General features: G+C 59.4%; 12 protein-coding genes and 1 pseudogene. 5 read left to right on the plus strand and 8 right to left on the minus strand.

Features of this window, described 5'->3' with window-relative positions; genetic code table 11:
* The first annotated feature begins 22 nt into the window (after window positions 1-22).
* The 5 genes and pseudogenes from FE240_RS14150 (at window position 23) to yacG (ending at window position 3,741) form a co-directional block, all read left to right on the plus strand.
* Window positions 23-1,261 (plus strand): annotated as a pseudogene (locus FE240_RS14150) (type II secretion system F family protein).
* 18 nt (window positions 1,262-1,279) lie between these two features.
* Entirely contained in the window at window positions 1,280-2,152 is an 873-nt protein-coding gene (locus FE240_RS14155; RefSeq protein ID WP_193001828.1) for a prepilin peptidase, read from the plus strand.
* Window positions 2,153-2,164: 12 nt separating this feature from the next.
* Window positions 2,165-2,779 (plus strand): dephospho-CoA kinase, encoded by a 615-nt coding sequence (gene coaE / locus FE240_RS14160; RefSeq protein ID WP_193001830.1) that lies wholly within the window; start codon window positions 2,165-2,167, stop codon window positions 2,777-2,779.
* Between the two features lie 37 nt (window positions 2,780-2,816).
* Window positions 2,817-3,539 (plus strand): cell division protein ZapD, encoded by a 723-nt coding sequence (zapD, locus tag FE240_RS14165; RefSeq protein ID WP_042045478.1) that lies wholly within the window; start codon window positions 2,817-2,819, stop codon window positions 3,537-3,539.
* 10 nt (window positions 3,540-3,549) lie between these two features.
* A complete protein-coding gene (yacG, locus tag FE240_RS14170) occupies window positions 3,550-3,741 on the plus strand; it encodes a DNA gyrase inhibitor YacG (RefSeq protein WP_193001832.1) in 192 nt (63 codons plus the stop codon).
* A gap of 49 nt (window positions 3,742-3,790) precedes the next feature.
* Here the strand turns inward: yacG and mutT are convergent, their stop codons facing one another.
* From mutT to murC, 8 genes are all read right to left on the minus strand, one after another.
* The gene (gene mutT / locus FE240_RS14175) at window positions 3,791-4,195 is read right to left on the minus strand and encodes an 8-oxo-dGTP diphosphatase MutT (RefSeq protein WP_193001834.1); all 405 of its coding nucleotides are present in this window, start codon (window positions 4,193-4,195) and stop codon (window positions 3,791-3,793) included.
* Between the two features lie 68 nt (window positions 4,196-4,263).
* Entirely contained in the window at window positions 4,264-6,972 is a 2,709-nt protein-coding gene (gene secA / locus FE240_RS14180) for a preprotein translocase subunit SecA (protein ID WP_193001836.1), read from the minus strand.
* A 57-nt stretch (window positions 6,973-7,029) separates the two neighbouring features.
* Window positions 7,030-7,935, minus strand: a complete 906-nt coding sequence (locus FE240_RS14185) for a peptidoglycan DD-metalloendopeptidase family protein (RefSeq protein ID WP_193001838.1) — start codon at window positions 7,933-7,935, stop codon at window positions 7,030-7,032.
* A gap of 121 nt (window positions 7,936-8,056) precedes the next feature.
* Entirely contained in the window at window positions 8,057-8,983 is a 927-nt protein-coding gene (gene lpxC / locus FE240_RS14190) for a UDP-3-O-acyl-N-acetylglucosamine deacetylase (RefSeq protein ID WP_042045470.1), read from the minus strand.
* 97 nt (window positions 8,984-9,080) lie between these two features.
* Window positions 9,081-10,229, minus strand: a complete 1,149-nt coding sequence (ftsZ, locus tag FE240_RS14195) for a cell division protein FtsZ (RefSeq protein WP_193001840.1) — start codon at window positions 10,227-10,229, stop codon at window positions 9,081-9,083.
* Between the two features lie 39 nt (window positions 10,230-10,268).
* Window positions 10,269-11,528 carry a cell division protein FtsA gene (ftsA, locus tag FE240_RS14200; RefSeq protein ID WP_042045468.1) on the minus strand — a complete coding sequence of 420 codons (1,260 nt, stop codon included), beginning with the start codon at window positions 11,526-11,528 and terminating at the stop codon, window positions 10,269-10,271.
* Window positions 11,509-12,261 (minus strand): cell division protein FtsQ/DivIB, encoded by a 753-nt coding sequence (locus FE240_RS14205; RefSeq protein WP_042045467.1) that lies wholly within the window; start codon window positions 12,259-12,261, stop codon window positions 11,509-11,511. The genes ftsA and FE240_RS14205 overlap by 20 nt, the downstream gene beginning before the upstream one ends.
* Before the next feature lie 97 nt (window positions 12,262-12,358).
* Window positions 12,359-13,813, minus strand: a complete 1,455-nt coding sequence (gene murC / locus FE240_RS14210; RefSeq protein WP_193001842.1) for a UDP-N-acetylmuramate--L-alanine ligase — start codon at window positions 13,811-13,813, stop codon at window positions 12,359-12,361.
* Between the last annotated feature and the right edge of the window lie 5 nt (window positions 13,814-13,818).

Consider the following 13,818-nt stretch of genomic DNA (forward strand, 5'->3'; position numbering starts at 1 on the left):
CCCTATCAGGCAGGAGCCAAGGATGGCCACACGAGCCAAACAGAATCGTCCCGTTAAAGTCAGCGCCTTTCGCTGGAGCGGCGTCAATCGCAAAGGTCAGAAAGTGTCTGGCGAGCTACAGTCGGACTCCATCGCTAACGTCAAAGCCGAGCTGCGTAAGCAGGGCGTCACCGCATCAAAAATCAGCAAAAAATCACAGGGGCTATTCTCCCGTGGCGCCGCCAAGATCAAACCCGCCGATATCGCCATCATCACCCGGCAGATCACCACCATGCTCTCTGCCGGCGTGCCATTGGTGCAAACATTGCAAGTGATTGCCCGCAGTCATGAGAAAAGTACGGTGCGCGATTTGGTGGGGGACGTCGCCAACGAGGTCGAAACCGGCACCCCGCTGTCAGAAGCGCTGCGGCGCCATCCCCGTCATTTTGACCAGCTCTATTGCGATCTGGTCGAGGCGGGTGAGCACTCCGGCGCCCTCGAGATCATCTTCGATCGCATTGCCACCTACCGGGAGAAGACCGAGGCGCTCAAATAGAAGATCAAGAAGGCCATGTTCTACCCCACCATGGTCATACTGGTCGCCATTGTCGTCACCTCCATTCTGCTGCTGTTTGTCATTCCCCAGTTCGAGGAGATATTCAAAAGCTTTGGCGCCGAACTGCCTGCCTTCACCCGCTTTGTCATCGGCATCTCCCGCTTCATGCAAAGTTGGTGGTACGTCTTCTTCGGCGGGGCGGCGCTGGCCATCTTCCTCTACGTTCGGGCCTGGCGCAGCTCGGAGAAGGTGCGCAACAAAACCGATCAATTTCTCCTCGGGCTGCCCGTGGTCGGCATGATCCTGCACAAGGCGGCCATGGCCCGCTTTGCCCGCACCCTGGCCACCACCTTCGCCGCGGGTATCCCGCTCATCGAGGCGCTGGTCTCCTCTGCTGGCGCCTCGGGCAATTATGTTTATCGCACCGCCATCATGGCCGTACGCAATGAAGTGATTGCCGGCATGCAGGTCAACATGGCGATGCGCACCGTCGATCTCTTCCCCGACATGGTGATCCAGATGGTGATGATCGGCGAGGAATCAGGGGCCATTGATGATATGCTCTCTAAGGTCGCGGCCATCTATGAACAGGAAGTTGATGACTTGGTCGATGGCCTTACCAGCTTACTCGAGCCGCTGATCATGGTGGTGCTTGGAGTGCTGGTCGGCGGCATGGTCGTCGCCATGTATCTGCCCATCTTCAAGCTGGGCAGTGTCATTCATTAACCAGCCGATACCGATTTTATGTCCACTCTCTTGCTACTTAGCCAGGAGCTACCCTGGCTCTATTTTATTCTCATCGCCCTGTTCTCCCTGCTCATTGGCAGCTTTCTCAATGTGGTGATCTACCGTCTGCCCATCATGATGGAGCGTCAGTGGCAAAGCGAATATCAGGACTACTTTCACCCCGAGCAGGAGGCGCCCTCCCTCCCCCGCTTTAATCTGATGCTCCCCCGCTCGGCTTGTCCTCACTGCGGCCATGCCATCACGGCGCTCGAAAATATCCCCATCATCAGCTGGCTTGCCCTACGCGGGCGTTGCAGAGGCTGCCAGGCCCCCATCTCACCACGTTATCCCATGGTCGAGGCCACCACGGCCCTGCTCTCGCTCTTGGTCGCGTGGCAACTGCCCGCCGGCTTGCCACTGTTGGCCGGTCTGCTGATCACCTGGATGCTGATTGCACTGACCCTTATCGATCTCGACAAGATGCTGCTGCCCGATGAACTGACGCTCCCCCTGTTGTGGGTCGGCCTGCTCATCAACCTTGGCGGCACCCTGGCCTCGCTGGAAGATGCGGTGATCGGCGCCGTAGCCGGCTATCTGCTGCTATGGAGCCTCTATTGGGCTTTTAAGCTGCTCACCGGCAAGGAGGGAATGGGCTATGGCGACTTCAAACTGCTGGCGGCGCTCGGCGCCTGCCTGGGGTGGCAGAAGCTGCCGCTGATTCTGATGCTCTCTGCCCTGCTGGGGGCTCTGGTGGGGATATTGCTCATCGTGCTGCGCCGTCATGAGCAGGGTAAACCGATCCCCTTTGGTCCCTATCTGGCGCTGGCCGGTTGGGTCGCCCTACTCTGGGGCGAGCGCATCAACCATTGGTACCTCAGTACCCTGCTGTAACGAGGAACATCCATGTACGTTGTGGCCCTGACTGGCGGCATCGGTAGCGGCAAAACCACCATTGCCAACCACTTCCACGCACTCGGTGTCGAGATAGTCGATGCCGATTTGGTCGCACGCCAAGTGGTTGAGCCAGGAACCCCTGCCTTGGCCGCCATCGCCGAACACTTCGGCCCGGCCATCATTGCGGCCGACGGCAGTTTAGATCGCCGGGCACTGCGCGAGCGGATCTTCTGCCAACCAGAGGATAAGGCCTGGCTCAACGCCCTGCTGCATCCTCTGATCCGTGAAGAGATGATCCGCCAGTGCGCCGCCACCCGCTCCCCCTACTGTCTGCTGGTGGTGCCGCTGCTGGTCGAGAATCACCTGACCGGGTTGGGTAACCGGGTGCTGGTCATCGATGTGGATGAAGCGGTGCAAATCGAGCGAACCTGCCGCCGAGATGAGGTCAACGCGTCTCAGGTGCGCGCCATTCTCGCCTCTCAGGCCAGTCGCGCCGAGCGCCTGGCGGCCGCCGATGACGTGATCCGTAATCAGGATCAGACCCCGGAAGCGCTGCAACGCGAGATTTTGCGGTTACATGAGGCATATCTGCGATTTGCCACTCAACAAGCCCACTCCCAATAGGTACACTAGCGCGTGTTTTAACTGGCTCGGTACAGGCATGATTTACGACTTCCCCCTTAATGAAAAAAGCCGGACCTACCTGCGTCTGGAATCCCTGTTTGCCCAGATCAGCGACAACCTCGAGACTGAATTGCCCTGGGGGCATATCGCCTGTTTCAAGGCCATCTTCGATCTTCAGGAACTACTCGATCGCGGCGACCTGCGTGCCGATCTCATCAAGGATCTCGAGCGTCTCAGCCAGCGTTTGAGCCGCTGGGCCGCACTGCCCGAAGCCGACATTGAGCAGATAGAGCAGATGCAGTCCGAGCTGATCGCGCTCTCTCGCCAACTGCTCAGCGCCCCCCGCCCCGGAGCCAAGCTAAAAGAAGATCGCCTGCTCACCTCGATCCGTCAGCGCTTCTCCATTCCCGGCGGCCTGTGCGCCTTCGATGTTCCGCAACTGCACCACTGGCTGGCGCTTCCTCACAGCCAGCGCCTCCCGCAGATGCAGGGCTGGCTGGACGATATCGCCCTGATTATTGAAGCCATTCACCAGTTGCTGCGCCTGTGGCGTGAATCGGGCGCCTTCTGTGACAAGATTGCCGTCAACGGCTTCTATCAGGACATGGCCGATGGCGCAGAACTTATCCGCATCAAGCTGGAGCATGGCCAAGGTTGCTACCCGACCTTAAGTGGCCACAAGAACCGCTTTGCCCTGCGGTTCCTGCCGGCCAGCGAGCACCCCATTGGGGATGTCAAATTCCAGCTCTCCTGCTGTTAAGGAGGAAAATATGGTTACCAAGGTCAAGTGTCCGACCTGCCAAAAAGAGATCGAATGGGGCCCGCAGAGCCCCTTCCGCCCCTTCTGTAGCAAGCGTTGCCAGCTCATCGATCTGGGTGAGTGGGCCAGCGAAGAGAAGCGAATTCCGGGCACGCAGGCCGATGTGCCGCCCGATTTCGGCGACGATGAATGGCAGTCATGATGCCGCAATGAAAAGAGGGTCCGATGGGCCCTCTTTTCATTGCAACGCGTTATACCGCACCTTGCAGCAGACGCTGCACTATGGGGGCATTGGCATCGGGGAAGTGGTAGTTATGCAGGTGCGCAAGGGGCACCCAGCGGCACTCCTGACCCTCCTTGCCGTAAGGCTCCCCTTCGAAGCGGGTCACCCGCCAGATATCGAGTAGCACCGACTTGTCGGGGTAATCGTGGCACAGCTCCATGAAGGGGGTGCAGTCGAGCACACGGATGCCGATCTCTTCCCACAGCTCGCGATCGAGCGCCGCCAACAAGTCTTCACCGGTTTCCACCTTACCACCGGGAAACTCCCAGCGATCCCCTTGATGTTGCTCGGCCGAGCGCTTGGCCAAAAAGATCTCGCCCCGCTCATTCTCGATGACCCCGACCGCCACCCAGACCCGTTTTTTCTCTTCCATCTTTACGTCCCTCAACATAACGAGGCGGGCCATAGGCCCGCCTCATCACTACCGGTACAAGCGAGTCTTTAGCTCAGCTGACCGTGGCAATGCTTATACTTCTTGCCTGAACCACAGGGGCAGGGGTCGTTGCGACCGATCTTCTGCTCATCGCGCACGAAGGTGGTGCTGCCTTCCTGCTCGTCAGCCAGCTGGTTTTCCGCCTCGGCGTGAGAGTAGGTGTGCGCTGCGGCCTCGGCGCGCTGGCGCTGCTGCTCCTCCATGGTCTCGACGTCACGCTCCTGCACCTGAACCCGGCTCAGTACGCTGATCACATCGCGCTTGAGGCTTTCCAGCATCTGGGTAAACAGCTCGAAAGATTCGCGCTTGTACTCCTGCTTGGGGTTCTTCTGGGCATAGCCGCGCAGGTGGATACCTTGACGCAGATAGTCCATGGCCGCAAGGTGCTCCTTCCACAGGCCGTCGAGGGTTTGCAACATCACCGCCTTCTCGAAGTTGCGCAGCACATCGGTGCCAACCAACTCCTCCTTATGGGCGTAAACCTGGGCCGCCTCGGCCAGAATGCGCTCACGCAGCTTCTCTTCGTAGAGCTTGTCATCCTCTTCCAGCCACTTCACCAGCGGCAGATCGAGGGCAAAATCGCTGCGCAGGCGAGCTTCTAGACCCGGCACATCCCACATCTCTTCCAGCGACTGGGGCGGGATGTACTCATCGATGATGCCGTTGTAGACGTCATCGCGGATGACATGGATGGTATCGGAGATGTTGGCGCTGTCGAGTAGCTCATTGCGCTGCTCGTAGACCACCTTACGCTGGTCGTTGGCCACGTCATCAAACTCGAGCAGGCTCTTACGGATATCGAAGTTACGCCCTTCAACCTTACGCTGGGCATTTTCGATCGCCTTGGTCACCCAGGGGTGCTCGATGGCTTCGCCCTCTTCCATCCCCAGCTTCTTCATCATGGCGCTGACGCGGTCGGAGGCGAAGATACGCATCAGACTGTCTTCCATGGAGAGGTAGAAACGGGAGGAACCGGGGTCACCCTGACGACCGGAACGACCGCGCAACTGGTTGTCGATACGGCGGGATTCGTGGCGCTCGGTACCGATGATGTGCAAGCCGCCTGCGGCGATCACGGCATCGTGCCGTACCTGCCAATTGGCCTTGACGGTGGCGATCTGCTCGTCAGTCGGCTCCTCGAGCTTGGCAATCTCGGATTGCAAGTTGCCACCGAGCACGATGTCGGTACCACGACCGGCCATGTTGGTGGCAATCGTGACGGCAGAAGGCTGGCCCGCCTGGGCCACGATCTCGGCCTCCATGGCGTGGAACTTGGCGTTCAACACCTGGTGGGCAATCCCCTCACTCTTGAGAATGCCGGAGATGAGTTCGGAGTTCTCGATAGAGACAGTACCGACCAGCACCGGCTGACCGCGCTTCACACAATCACGGATGTCCTGCACGATGGCGCCATACTTCTCCTTGGCGGTCAGGTAGACCAGATCGCCCATGTCTTTGCGCAGCATCGGCTTGTTGGTCGGGATGACCACGGTGTCGAGGCCGTAGATCTGGCGGAACTCGAACGCCTCGGTGTCAGCAGTACCGGTCATACCGGCCAGCTTGTCGTAGAGACGGAAGTAGTTCTGGAAGGTGATGGAGGCCAGGGTCTGGTTTTCGTTCTGGATCTTGACCCCTTCTTTTGCTTCTACCGCCTGATGCAGACCGTCAGACCAGCGGCGACCCGGCATGGTACGACCGGTGTGCTCGTCAACGATGACAATCTCGCCCTCTTGCACGATATAGTCGACGTTGCGCTCGAACAGGGTGTGGGCACGCAGGCCGGCATTGACGTGGTGCAGCAGGCTGATGTTGCCAGCAGAGAACAGGGAGTCATGCTCATCGAGCAGCCCCTCCTGCTTGAGCAGATCCTCAACGAAGATCTGACCGTTTTCAGTCAGCAGCGCCTGACGGTTCTTCTCGTCCACCGTGTAGTGGCCATCACCGGTGTACTCCTCGGTGTCTTCCTTGTCCTGCTTGACCAGCTTGGGGATCAGCTTGTTAACGCGGATATAGAGCTCGGAGCTGTCTTCGGCAGGGCCGGAGATGATCAGCGGGGTACGGGCCTCATCGATGAGCACCGAGTCCACCTCATCCACCAGGGCGTAGTTGAGCGGACGCTGCACGCGCTGATCCGGTGAGAACGCCATGTTGTCGCGCAGGTAATCAAAACCGAATTCGTTGTTGGTACCGTAGGTGATATCGGCAGCATAGGCTTCACGCTTCTCACCTGGCCCCATGCCCGGCACATTGCAGGCAACCGTCATCCCCAGGAAGGCAAACAGCGGGCGATTGGCCTCGGCGTCACGTTTAGCCAGATAGTCGTTCACGGTCACCACGTGCACGCCGCGGCCGGTCAGGGCGTTCAGGTAGGCAGGCAGGGTCGCCGTCAGGGTTTTACCTTCACCGGTCTTCATCTCAGCGATGCGGTTGGAGTCAAGCACCATGCCACCGATCAGCTGCACGTCGAAATGGCGCATACCAAAGACACGCTTGGAGGCTTCACGCACGGTGGCAAAGGCTTCCGGCAACAGCTGGTCGAGGGTTTCGCCCTGCTCAAGACGCTGACGGTATTCGGCCGTCTTGGCCTGCAGTTCGGCATCGGAGAGGGCCTCGAACTGCGGCTCCATCGCATTGATCTGTTTGACAATCTTGCGCAGCGCCTTGAGCGTTCTGTCATTGCGGCTGCCGATAATCTTGGTTAGCAGTGTGCTGATCATGTGTACCAACTGTTTCTGATTATTGTGTGTCCCCAGAGGGAGACCAAAAGGAAAAAACTAACCCCGCCGCACCGTCATGAAGCGGGAGGGGTTGACCTGACGACCATCTTTCAACACTTCGTAATGCAGGTGCACACCGGTTGCACGACCGGTGCGCCCCATTAGGGCGATCCTCTGCCCCTTGTCGACCAGGGTGCCTACCTGCACCAAAGCCTTGGAATTGTGCGCATAGCGAGTGACCAACCCATTACCGTGGCTGATCTCGACCATGATACCGAACTCGGGGTGACGACCGGACCAACTCACGACGCCGGGCCCGGAGGCGAGGATCGGAGTGCCCACCTTGCCGCGAAAATCGATTCCCTTATGCATCTTGGCACGCCCATTGAACGGGTCGACCCGCCCGCCAAATCCAGAAGAGACCCAGATTCGACGACCCGCAACCGGCTCCCCATCGATGAGCCCCTTATCCGCAATATTGTGATTCATCATGAAGGATTCAAGGACGGCCAGCTGTTCTTCACGATTACCAAGCTGATAGCTCAGATTCTGCATCGATTGTTGCAGTTCATTGAGACCGACTTCTAGATCAGGATCATAGGAAGGGCCTCCCATGGGAGGAAGCTCATTAAAATTGAACTCGTCGGGATCAAGATCGGCTTCTTCGGTGAGACGCTCACCGAGGGCATTAAGACGCCCCAACTGGGCTTGCATCGTCCCCACTTGGGCGGCCAGCATGGCCAATTGCTGTTTGGAGGCCTCTTCGGCGCTACCTTCGGCCTGACTCTGGGCAAGATCCAGGGCCAGCTCGAGGGTATCGATGCGGGTCTGCCAGTGTTGCCATATAGCCCAACCACCGGCGCCAGCCAGCGAACAGAGCAATACGCCCATTCCCAGCAGACTGATACGAGGAATATGCAGGTGGCGGCGACGTTTGCCGTTAAAAATCAGGGTAATACTCATGGAAGTGTCATCTGCTCGGTCGTCATGAAAACAGGCCGGGAGAGGCAGTATTCATATTTGAAGGGGGCGTAGAAAAACAGGACGTCGGTGCGGAGAGGATACCGACGTCCCGATTTTCATCCTATCGGGCCAGAACCAGACCGTTGTCGTAGTAGGCGATAGGAGCCTTGGCCTGCTCACCCTCAAAGGTCACCAGTTCCCAGGCTTCCTGGTTGGCGAGCAGGGCACGCAGCAGCTTGTTGTTGAGTGCGTGACCGGTCTTGTAGGCACGGAACTCACCGATGATGCTGCGGTTGCACATGTAGAGGTCACCGATAGCATCGAGCATCTTGTGCTTGACGAACTCGTCCTCGTAGCGCAGACCCTCTTCGTTCAGCACGCGATAGTCATCCAGCACCACTGCGTTTTCCAGACTGCCACCGAGGGCCAGATTCTGGGAGCGCAGGTACTCGATATCACGCATGAAACCAAAGGTGCGCGCCCGACTGATCTCCTTCACGAAGGAGCTGCCGGAGAAGTCCAGCACACAACGCTGGTTTCGCCCCTCGATAGCCGGGTGTTGGAAATCGATCTCGAGATCCATCTTGAAGCCGTTGGCATAGGGGTGGAATTCCGCCCACTTGTCGCCGTCTTCAACCCGCACACGCTGCTTGATGCGCACAAACTGCTTGGGCGCATTCTGCTCACGGATCCCCACTTCCTGCAGCAGATAGATGAAAGGCTGGGCGCTGCCATCCATCACCGGCACTTCCGGTGCATCCACTTCCACATACAGGTTGTCGATCCCCATGCCTGCCAAGGCGGCAGAGAGGTGTTCAATGGTCGATACACGTACGCCCTGATCATTGACCAGAGCAGTACACAGCAAGGTGTCACGCACCTGATCTGCATTCGCCGGCAGTTCCACCACAGGATTCAGATCGGTACGCAAGTAAACGATCCCTGTGTTCACAGGCGCCGGACGGAAGGTCATGGTCACTTTCCGTCCAGAATGCAGGCCTACACCAGTGGCCTGGACACTCGTTTTCAAGGTTCTTTGTCTAATCATGGGTGCATCCGCTCAAAGCAAAATTCATGGCTCGAAAGCCGTGGCAGCCCATCATAGCACAATCCTTAAGCAACAAACAAACCGAGGTCGGATGACCTTAGTCTGCCTGCTTGCGCAGGAAGGCCGGGATGTCCAGATAGTCGGGTTCGCGACGGGCCTGCGGCTCGGCGTTGACCACCTTGGCGGGGGCTTCCTCGATCACGCGGCCCGGCATCATGTCGTTCAGGGGCTGGCGAACCGGACGCTCCTGCACCTGGCTGTTCTTAACCAGAGTGATGTCCGGCTTGCGCTCGGCACCGATACCGGTGGCGACCACGGTGACACGCAGCTCGTCCTGCATCTCCGGGTCGATTACGGTACCCACCACCACGGTGGCGTTCTCGGAGGCGAAGGCCTTGACCGCGTTACCCACGGTTTCAAACTCTTCGATGGTCATGTCGAGGCCGGCAGTAATGTTGACCAGGATGCCGCGAGCACCGGCCAGATCCACGTCTTCCAGCAGCGGGCTGGAGATGGCCTTCTCGGCGGCTTCTTCAGCACGATCATCACCGGAGGCAGAGCCGGTACCCATCATGGCGGTACCCATCTCACGCATCACAGTACGCACGTCCGCGAAGTCGACGTTGATGAGGCCCGGACGGGTGATCAGCTCGGCGATGCCCTGTACGGCGCCCAGCAGCACATCGTTGGCGGCCTTGAAGGCATCCAGCAGAGAGATGCCGCGACCCAGCACCTTCAGCAGCTTGTCGTTCGGGATGGTGATCAGGGAGTCCACATTCTTGGAGAGCTCCTCGATGCCGTGGGCGGCAAAGCCCATGCGCTTCTTGCCTTCGAAGGAGAAGGGCTTAGTCACCACGGCGACCGTCAGGATCCCCATCTCGCGAGCCACTTCGGCCACGATCGGTGCCGCACCGGTACCGGTACCACCACCCATGCCGGCCGCGATGAAGACCATGTCGGAACCCGCCAGCAGTTCGCGCAAGCTTTCGCGATCTTCCATGGCAGCGTCACGACCCACCTCAGGGTTGGCGCCAGCGCCGAGGCCCTTGGTGATGCCACCGCCGATCTGCAAGGTGGTATTGGCGCTGGAGTTGCGCAGCGCCTGGGCGTCGGTGTTCACCGTGATGAACTCAACGCCCTCAATGTTCTGGCGCACCATGTGCTCAACGGCGTTACCACCGCCGCCACCGACACCGATCACCTTGATGACCGCTTCGTCGGTGTGACTATCCATAAATTCAAACATGTTGTCTCTCCGCTTTATTTGCTGACTTCAGCAAAATTCTTAAAACTCGCCACGCAGCCAGGTGCTGACCCGTTTAACCAGGCCACCCACACTTGTCTTGGCGATGTATTCCTTGCTCGGGCCACTGCTTTGATGCATGCGGCCATACTGCAGCAGCCCCACGGCGGTCGAATAGACCGGAGCCTGCACGTAATCGCTCAGGCCACGCACGTTGAGGGGCTCCCCCACCCGCACCTGGCACTGGAAAATTTGCTCGGCACACTCGACGACGCCCTCTATCTGGGCGGCACCGCCGGTGAGCACCACGCCGGCGGCCAACTGATGCTTGACCCCCTGCTGTTTCAAATCGTTCTGCACCTTCACCAGCTCGTCATGCACCATGGAGAGCAGCTCGGTGTAACGGGGCTCGATCACCTCGGCCAGGGTCTGACGCTGCAGACTGCGGGCCGGACGGCCACCCACACTCGGCACCTCAATGGTGTCTTCCTTGCTGACCAAGCGGCCCAAGGCGCAGCCGTAGCGCACCTTGATGGCTTCGGCGTCCAGCGGCGGTGTGCCGAAGGCATAAGCGATGTCGCTGGTCACCGTACTGCCGGCGTACGGGATCACCTTGGTGTGGCGCAGCGCACCGCCGGTGAACAGGGACATATCCATGGTGCCACCGCCGATGTCCACCACGCAGACCCCCAGCTCTTTCTCGTCCTCGGTGAGGACGGCATAGCTGGACGCCAGGGCAGAGAAGATCAGCTGGTCAACGCGCAGCCCCACCTTCTCGACACATTTTTCGATGTTGCGTGCCATGTCGTTGTGGCAGGTCACCAGATGTACCTTGGCAGCCATGCGCACGCCGGAGAGACCGACTGGATTTTTGATCCCTTCCTGGTAGTCGATGGCGAACTCCTGCGGCAACACGTGCAGCACGCGCAGCTCATCGGACAGACGCACCGACTTGGCGGTGTGGATCACGTTATCCACGTCCTCCTGGGTCACCTCCTCGTCGGAGATGGGCACCATGCCCGTCTCGTTACGGCAGTCGATGTGCTTGCCGGAGAGCCCCAGATAGACGGAGCTTATCTGGCAGTCGGCCATCATCTCGGCCTCTTCGACGGCCCGACGCAAGGACTTGACCACGGAATCGAGGTCGTTCACGCCCCCTTTATCCATGCCGCGCGAGGTGTGGCTGCCCATGCCGATGACGTTGAGTTCGCCGTCCGGCAGGACCTCACCGACCAATACCGCTACCTTGGTGGTACCGATATCCAGTCCGACAATCAGGTTTCTATCTGCGGCTTTGGTCATGCACTTTCTCTTCGTTTCTCTTCCAGCCAACTGCCAATCCGGTGTCGTATCGCAGGTCCACGTAAGCGATCAGCTCACGGGGCTGGATCTCCGGAAAGACATCGATAAACCGCTGTAACCGGGCCATTTCATCCGAACGCCCGAGAAACAGCTGAACGCCTCCCTCCAGGGTCAACTCCCAGGCATGACGTGCCGTGAGATTGACCTTGACCACCCGAAATCCCTTGGGGGCCAGCAGTGCATCAAACTGGCGGTAGCTCTCGAGCACCCGCTTTGCCTGGTCATCCGGTCCCGACAGGGAGACCAGTGGAAACTTGACCCGATCCGGCGCAGAGAAAATCTCCCCAGTTTTACTCAGGAAGCGGTTATTGCTCCAGCGCGTCGCGACCGTTTGCTCAGTCAGAAAGACCTTTATCTTGTTCGGCCATTTCTTACGCACCGACACCTGGGCAACCCAGGGCAGCGCATCCAGGCGCGCCTGCACTGCATCCACATCCAGATCGAAGAAGTTGCGCAGCTCGGAGCCGTCTAACACGGCCTGGCGCACCTCCTCCGGCTTCACATATTCATGCTGCCCCTGCAGCAACAACTCGCTCATGGGCAACTGATTTGCATCCGTCAGCCAACCGCTGACATTCAAGGCGCACCGATAGAGACCCCACAGTACCAGCAGGAAGAACATTACTCCTGCCAGAAAGCCCCCCTTGGTACGCGGTTGTGCCCTTGCCTCCAACCTGTGCTCCCCGTCCGACGCCTTATTCTGCCGGCATGTAAACCGGACTCGCCATTATATAGGCCCCGGCATGACGGTCAAAACACTCATTAAGGGCTTAAGCACCCGATTTCATGCTGCTTACATTCAATTTCATCTCGGCCAGACGGCGGCAAAGAGCCCCGACGTTGCCGGCGCCCTGGGTCAACACCAGGTCACCTTCGCCAACGATATCGGCCAGCACTGCCGGGACATCCTCCGGCGTCGCGACAAAGATGGGTTCCAAGGCGCCGCGTGAGCGGATGGTGCGGCACAGCGCGCGGCCATCGGCGCCCGGGATCGGATCTTCTCCGGCAGCATACACTTCGAGCATCACCAGCACATCCACCTTGGAAAGCACCTCAGCGAAATCCTCGTAGAGATCACGCGTACGGCTATAACGGTGCGGTTGAAACACCATCACCAGACGCTTTTCCGGCCATCCGGCCCGGGCTGCGTTGATGGTCACTTTCACCTCACTCGGATGATGACCGTAATCATCGACCAGCATCGCCTTGCCGCGGCCGGTCTCGAACTCACCGTATTGCTGGAAGCGGCGCCCCACCCCTTCGAACTTCTCAAGCGCCCGCACAATCGCCTCATCGGCGATGCCATCTTCGGTCGCAACCGCGATGGCGGCAGCGGCATTGAGGGCGTTGTGGATCCCCGGCAGGTTCAGTTTCACCGCAAGCTCTCCCCCCTCCTTGCGGCGCAGGCGGAAGGTGCTGTGATGGGCGGTCTGAACAAAATCGAGCACCTGCACATCGGCGTCATCACACAGGCCGTAAGTCACGGTCGGGCGACCAATCTCCGGCAGCATGTCGCGGATCACCGGGTCATCGACGCACACCACGGCCAGCCCGTAGAACGGCAGGTTATGCAGAAACTCGATGAAGGTGCTGCGCAGCTTGGAGAAATCGCCGCCATAGGTGTCCATGTGATCCGCTTCAATATTGGTCACGATGGAGACCATTGGCTGCAAGTGCAGGAAGGACGCATCGCTCTCGTCTGCCTCAGCAATCAGATAGCGACTGCTGCCCAGACGCGCATTCGTGCCGGCGCTGTTGAGCAGGCCACCGATGACGAAGGTCGGATCCCGTTCGGCCTCGGCATAGATGCTCGCCACCAGACTGGTGGTGGTGGTCTTGCCGTGGGTACCGGCAATGGCAATGCCATGGCGAAAACGCATCAGCTCGGCCAGCATCTCCGCACGGCGCACCACCGGGATGCGCAGCTCGCGGGCGGCCAGCAGCTCCGGGTTGTCCTGTTTGATGGCGGTCGAGACCACCACCACGCTGACATCATGAATATTCTCGGCACGATGACCGAGGTAGATCTCCGCTCCCAGTGAGCTCAGGCGCTCAGTCACGGCGTTACGCGCCAGATCCGAGCCGCTCACCTGATAGCCTTCATTGGCCAGGACCTCGGCGATCCCCCCCATGCCGGCACCACCGATGCCGATGAAGTGGATGCGGCGCACGCGGCGCATCTGGGGGATCATGGTACGCAGTTTTGCCAGTTCAACCTTGGTCATAGCTC

Source organism: Aeromonas simiae (assembly GCF_014892695.1).
Lineage (GTDB): Bacteria > Pseudomonadota > Gammaproteobacteria > Enterobacterales > Aeromonadaceae > Aeromonas > Aeromonas simiae.

Excerpts from the sequence above, each read along its gene's own strand:
- zapD (WP_042045478.1), top strand. The coding sequence starts at position 2,817 with ATGATTTACGACTTCCCCCTTAATGAAAAAAGCCGGACCTACCTGCGT.
- murC (WP_193001842.1), bottom strand. The coding sequence starts at position 13,813 with ATGACCAAGGTTGAACTGGCAAAACTGCGTACCATGATCCCCCAGATG.
- lpxC (WP_042045470.1), bottom strand. The coding sequence starts at position 8,983 with ATGATTAGACAAAGAACCTTGAAAACGAGTGTCCAGGCCACTGGTGTA.
- FE240_RS14155 (WP_193001828.1), top strand. The coding sequence starts at position 1,280 with ATGTCCACTCTCTTGCTACTTAGCCAGGAGCTACCCTGGCTCTATTTT.
- yacG (WP_193001832.1), top strand. The coding sequence starts at position 3,550 with ATGGTTACCAAGGTCAAGTGTCCGACCTGCCAAAAAGAGATCGAATGG.
- FE240_RS14185 (WP_193001838.1), bottom strand. The coding sequence starts at position 7,935 with ATGAGTATTACCCTGATTTTTAACGGCAAACGTCGCCGCCACCTGCAT.
- mutT (WP_193001834.1), bottom strand. The coding sequence starts at position 4,195 with ATGGAAGAGAAAAAACGGGTCTGGGTGGCGGTCGGGGTCATCGAGAAT.
- coaE (WP_193001830.1), top strand. The coding sequence starts at position 2,165 with ATGTACGTTGTGGCCCTGACTGGCGGCATCGGTAGCGGCAAAACCACC.
- secA (WP_193001836.1), bottom strand. The coding sequence starts at position 6,972 with ATGATCAGCACACTGCTAACCAAGATTATCGGCAGCCGCAATGACAGA.
- ftsZ (WP_193001840.1), bottom strand. The coding sequence starts at position 10,229 with ATGTTTGAATTTATGGATAGTCACACCGACGAAGCGGTCATCAAGGTG.
- ftsA (WP_042045468.1), bottom strand. The coding sequence starts at position 11,528 with ATGACCAAAGCCGCAGATAGAAACCTGATTGTCGGACTGGATATCGGT.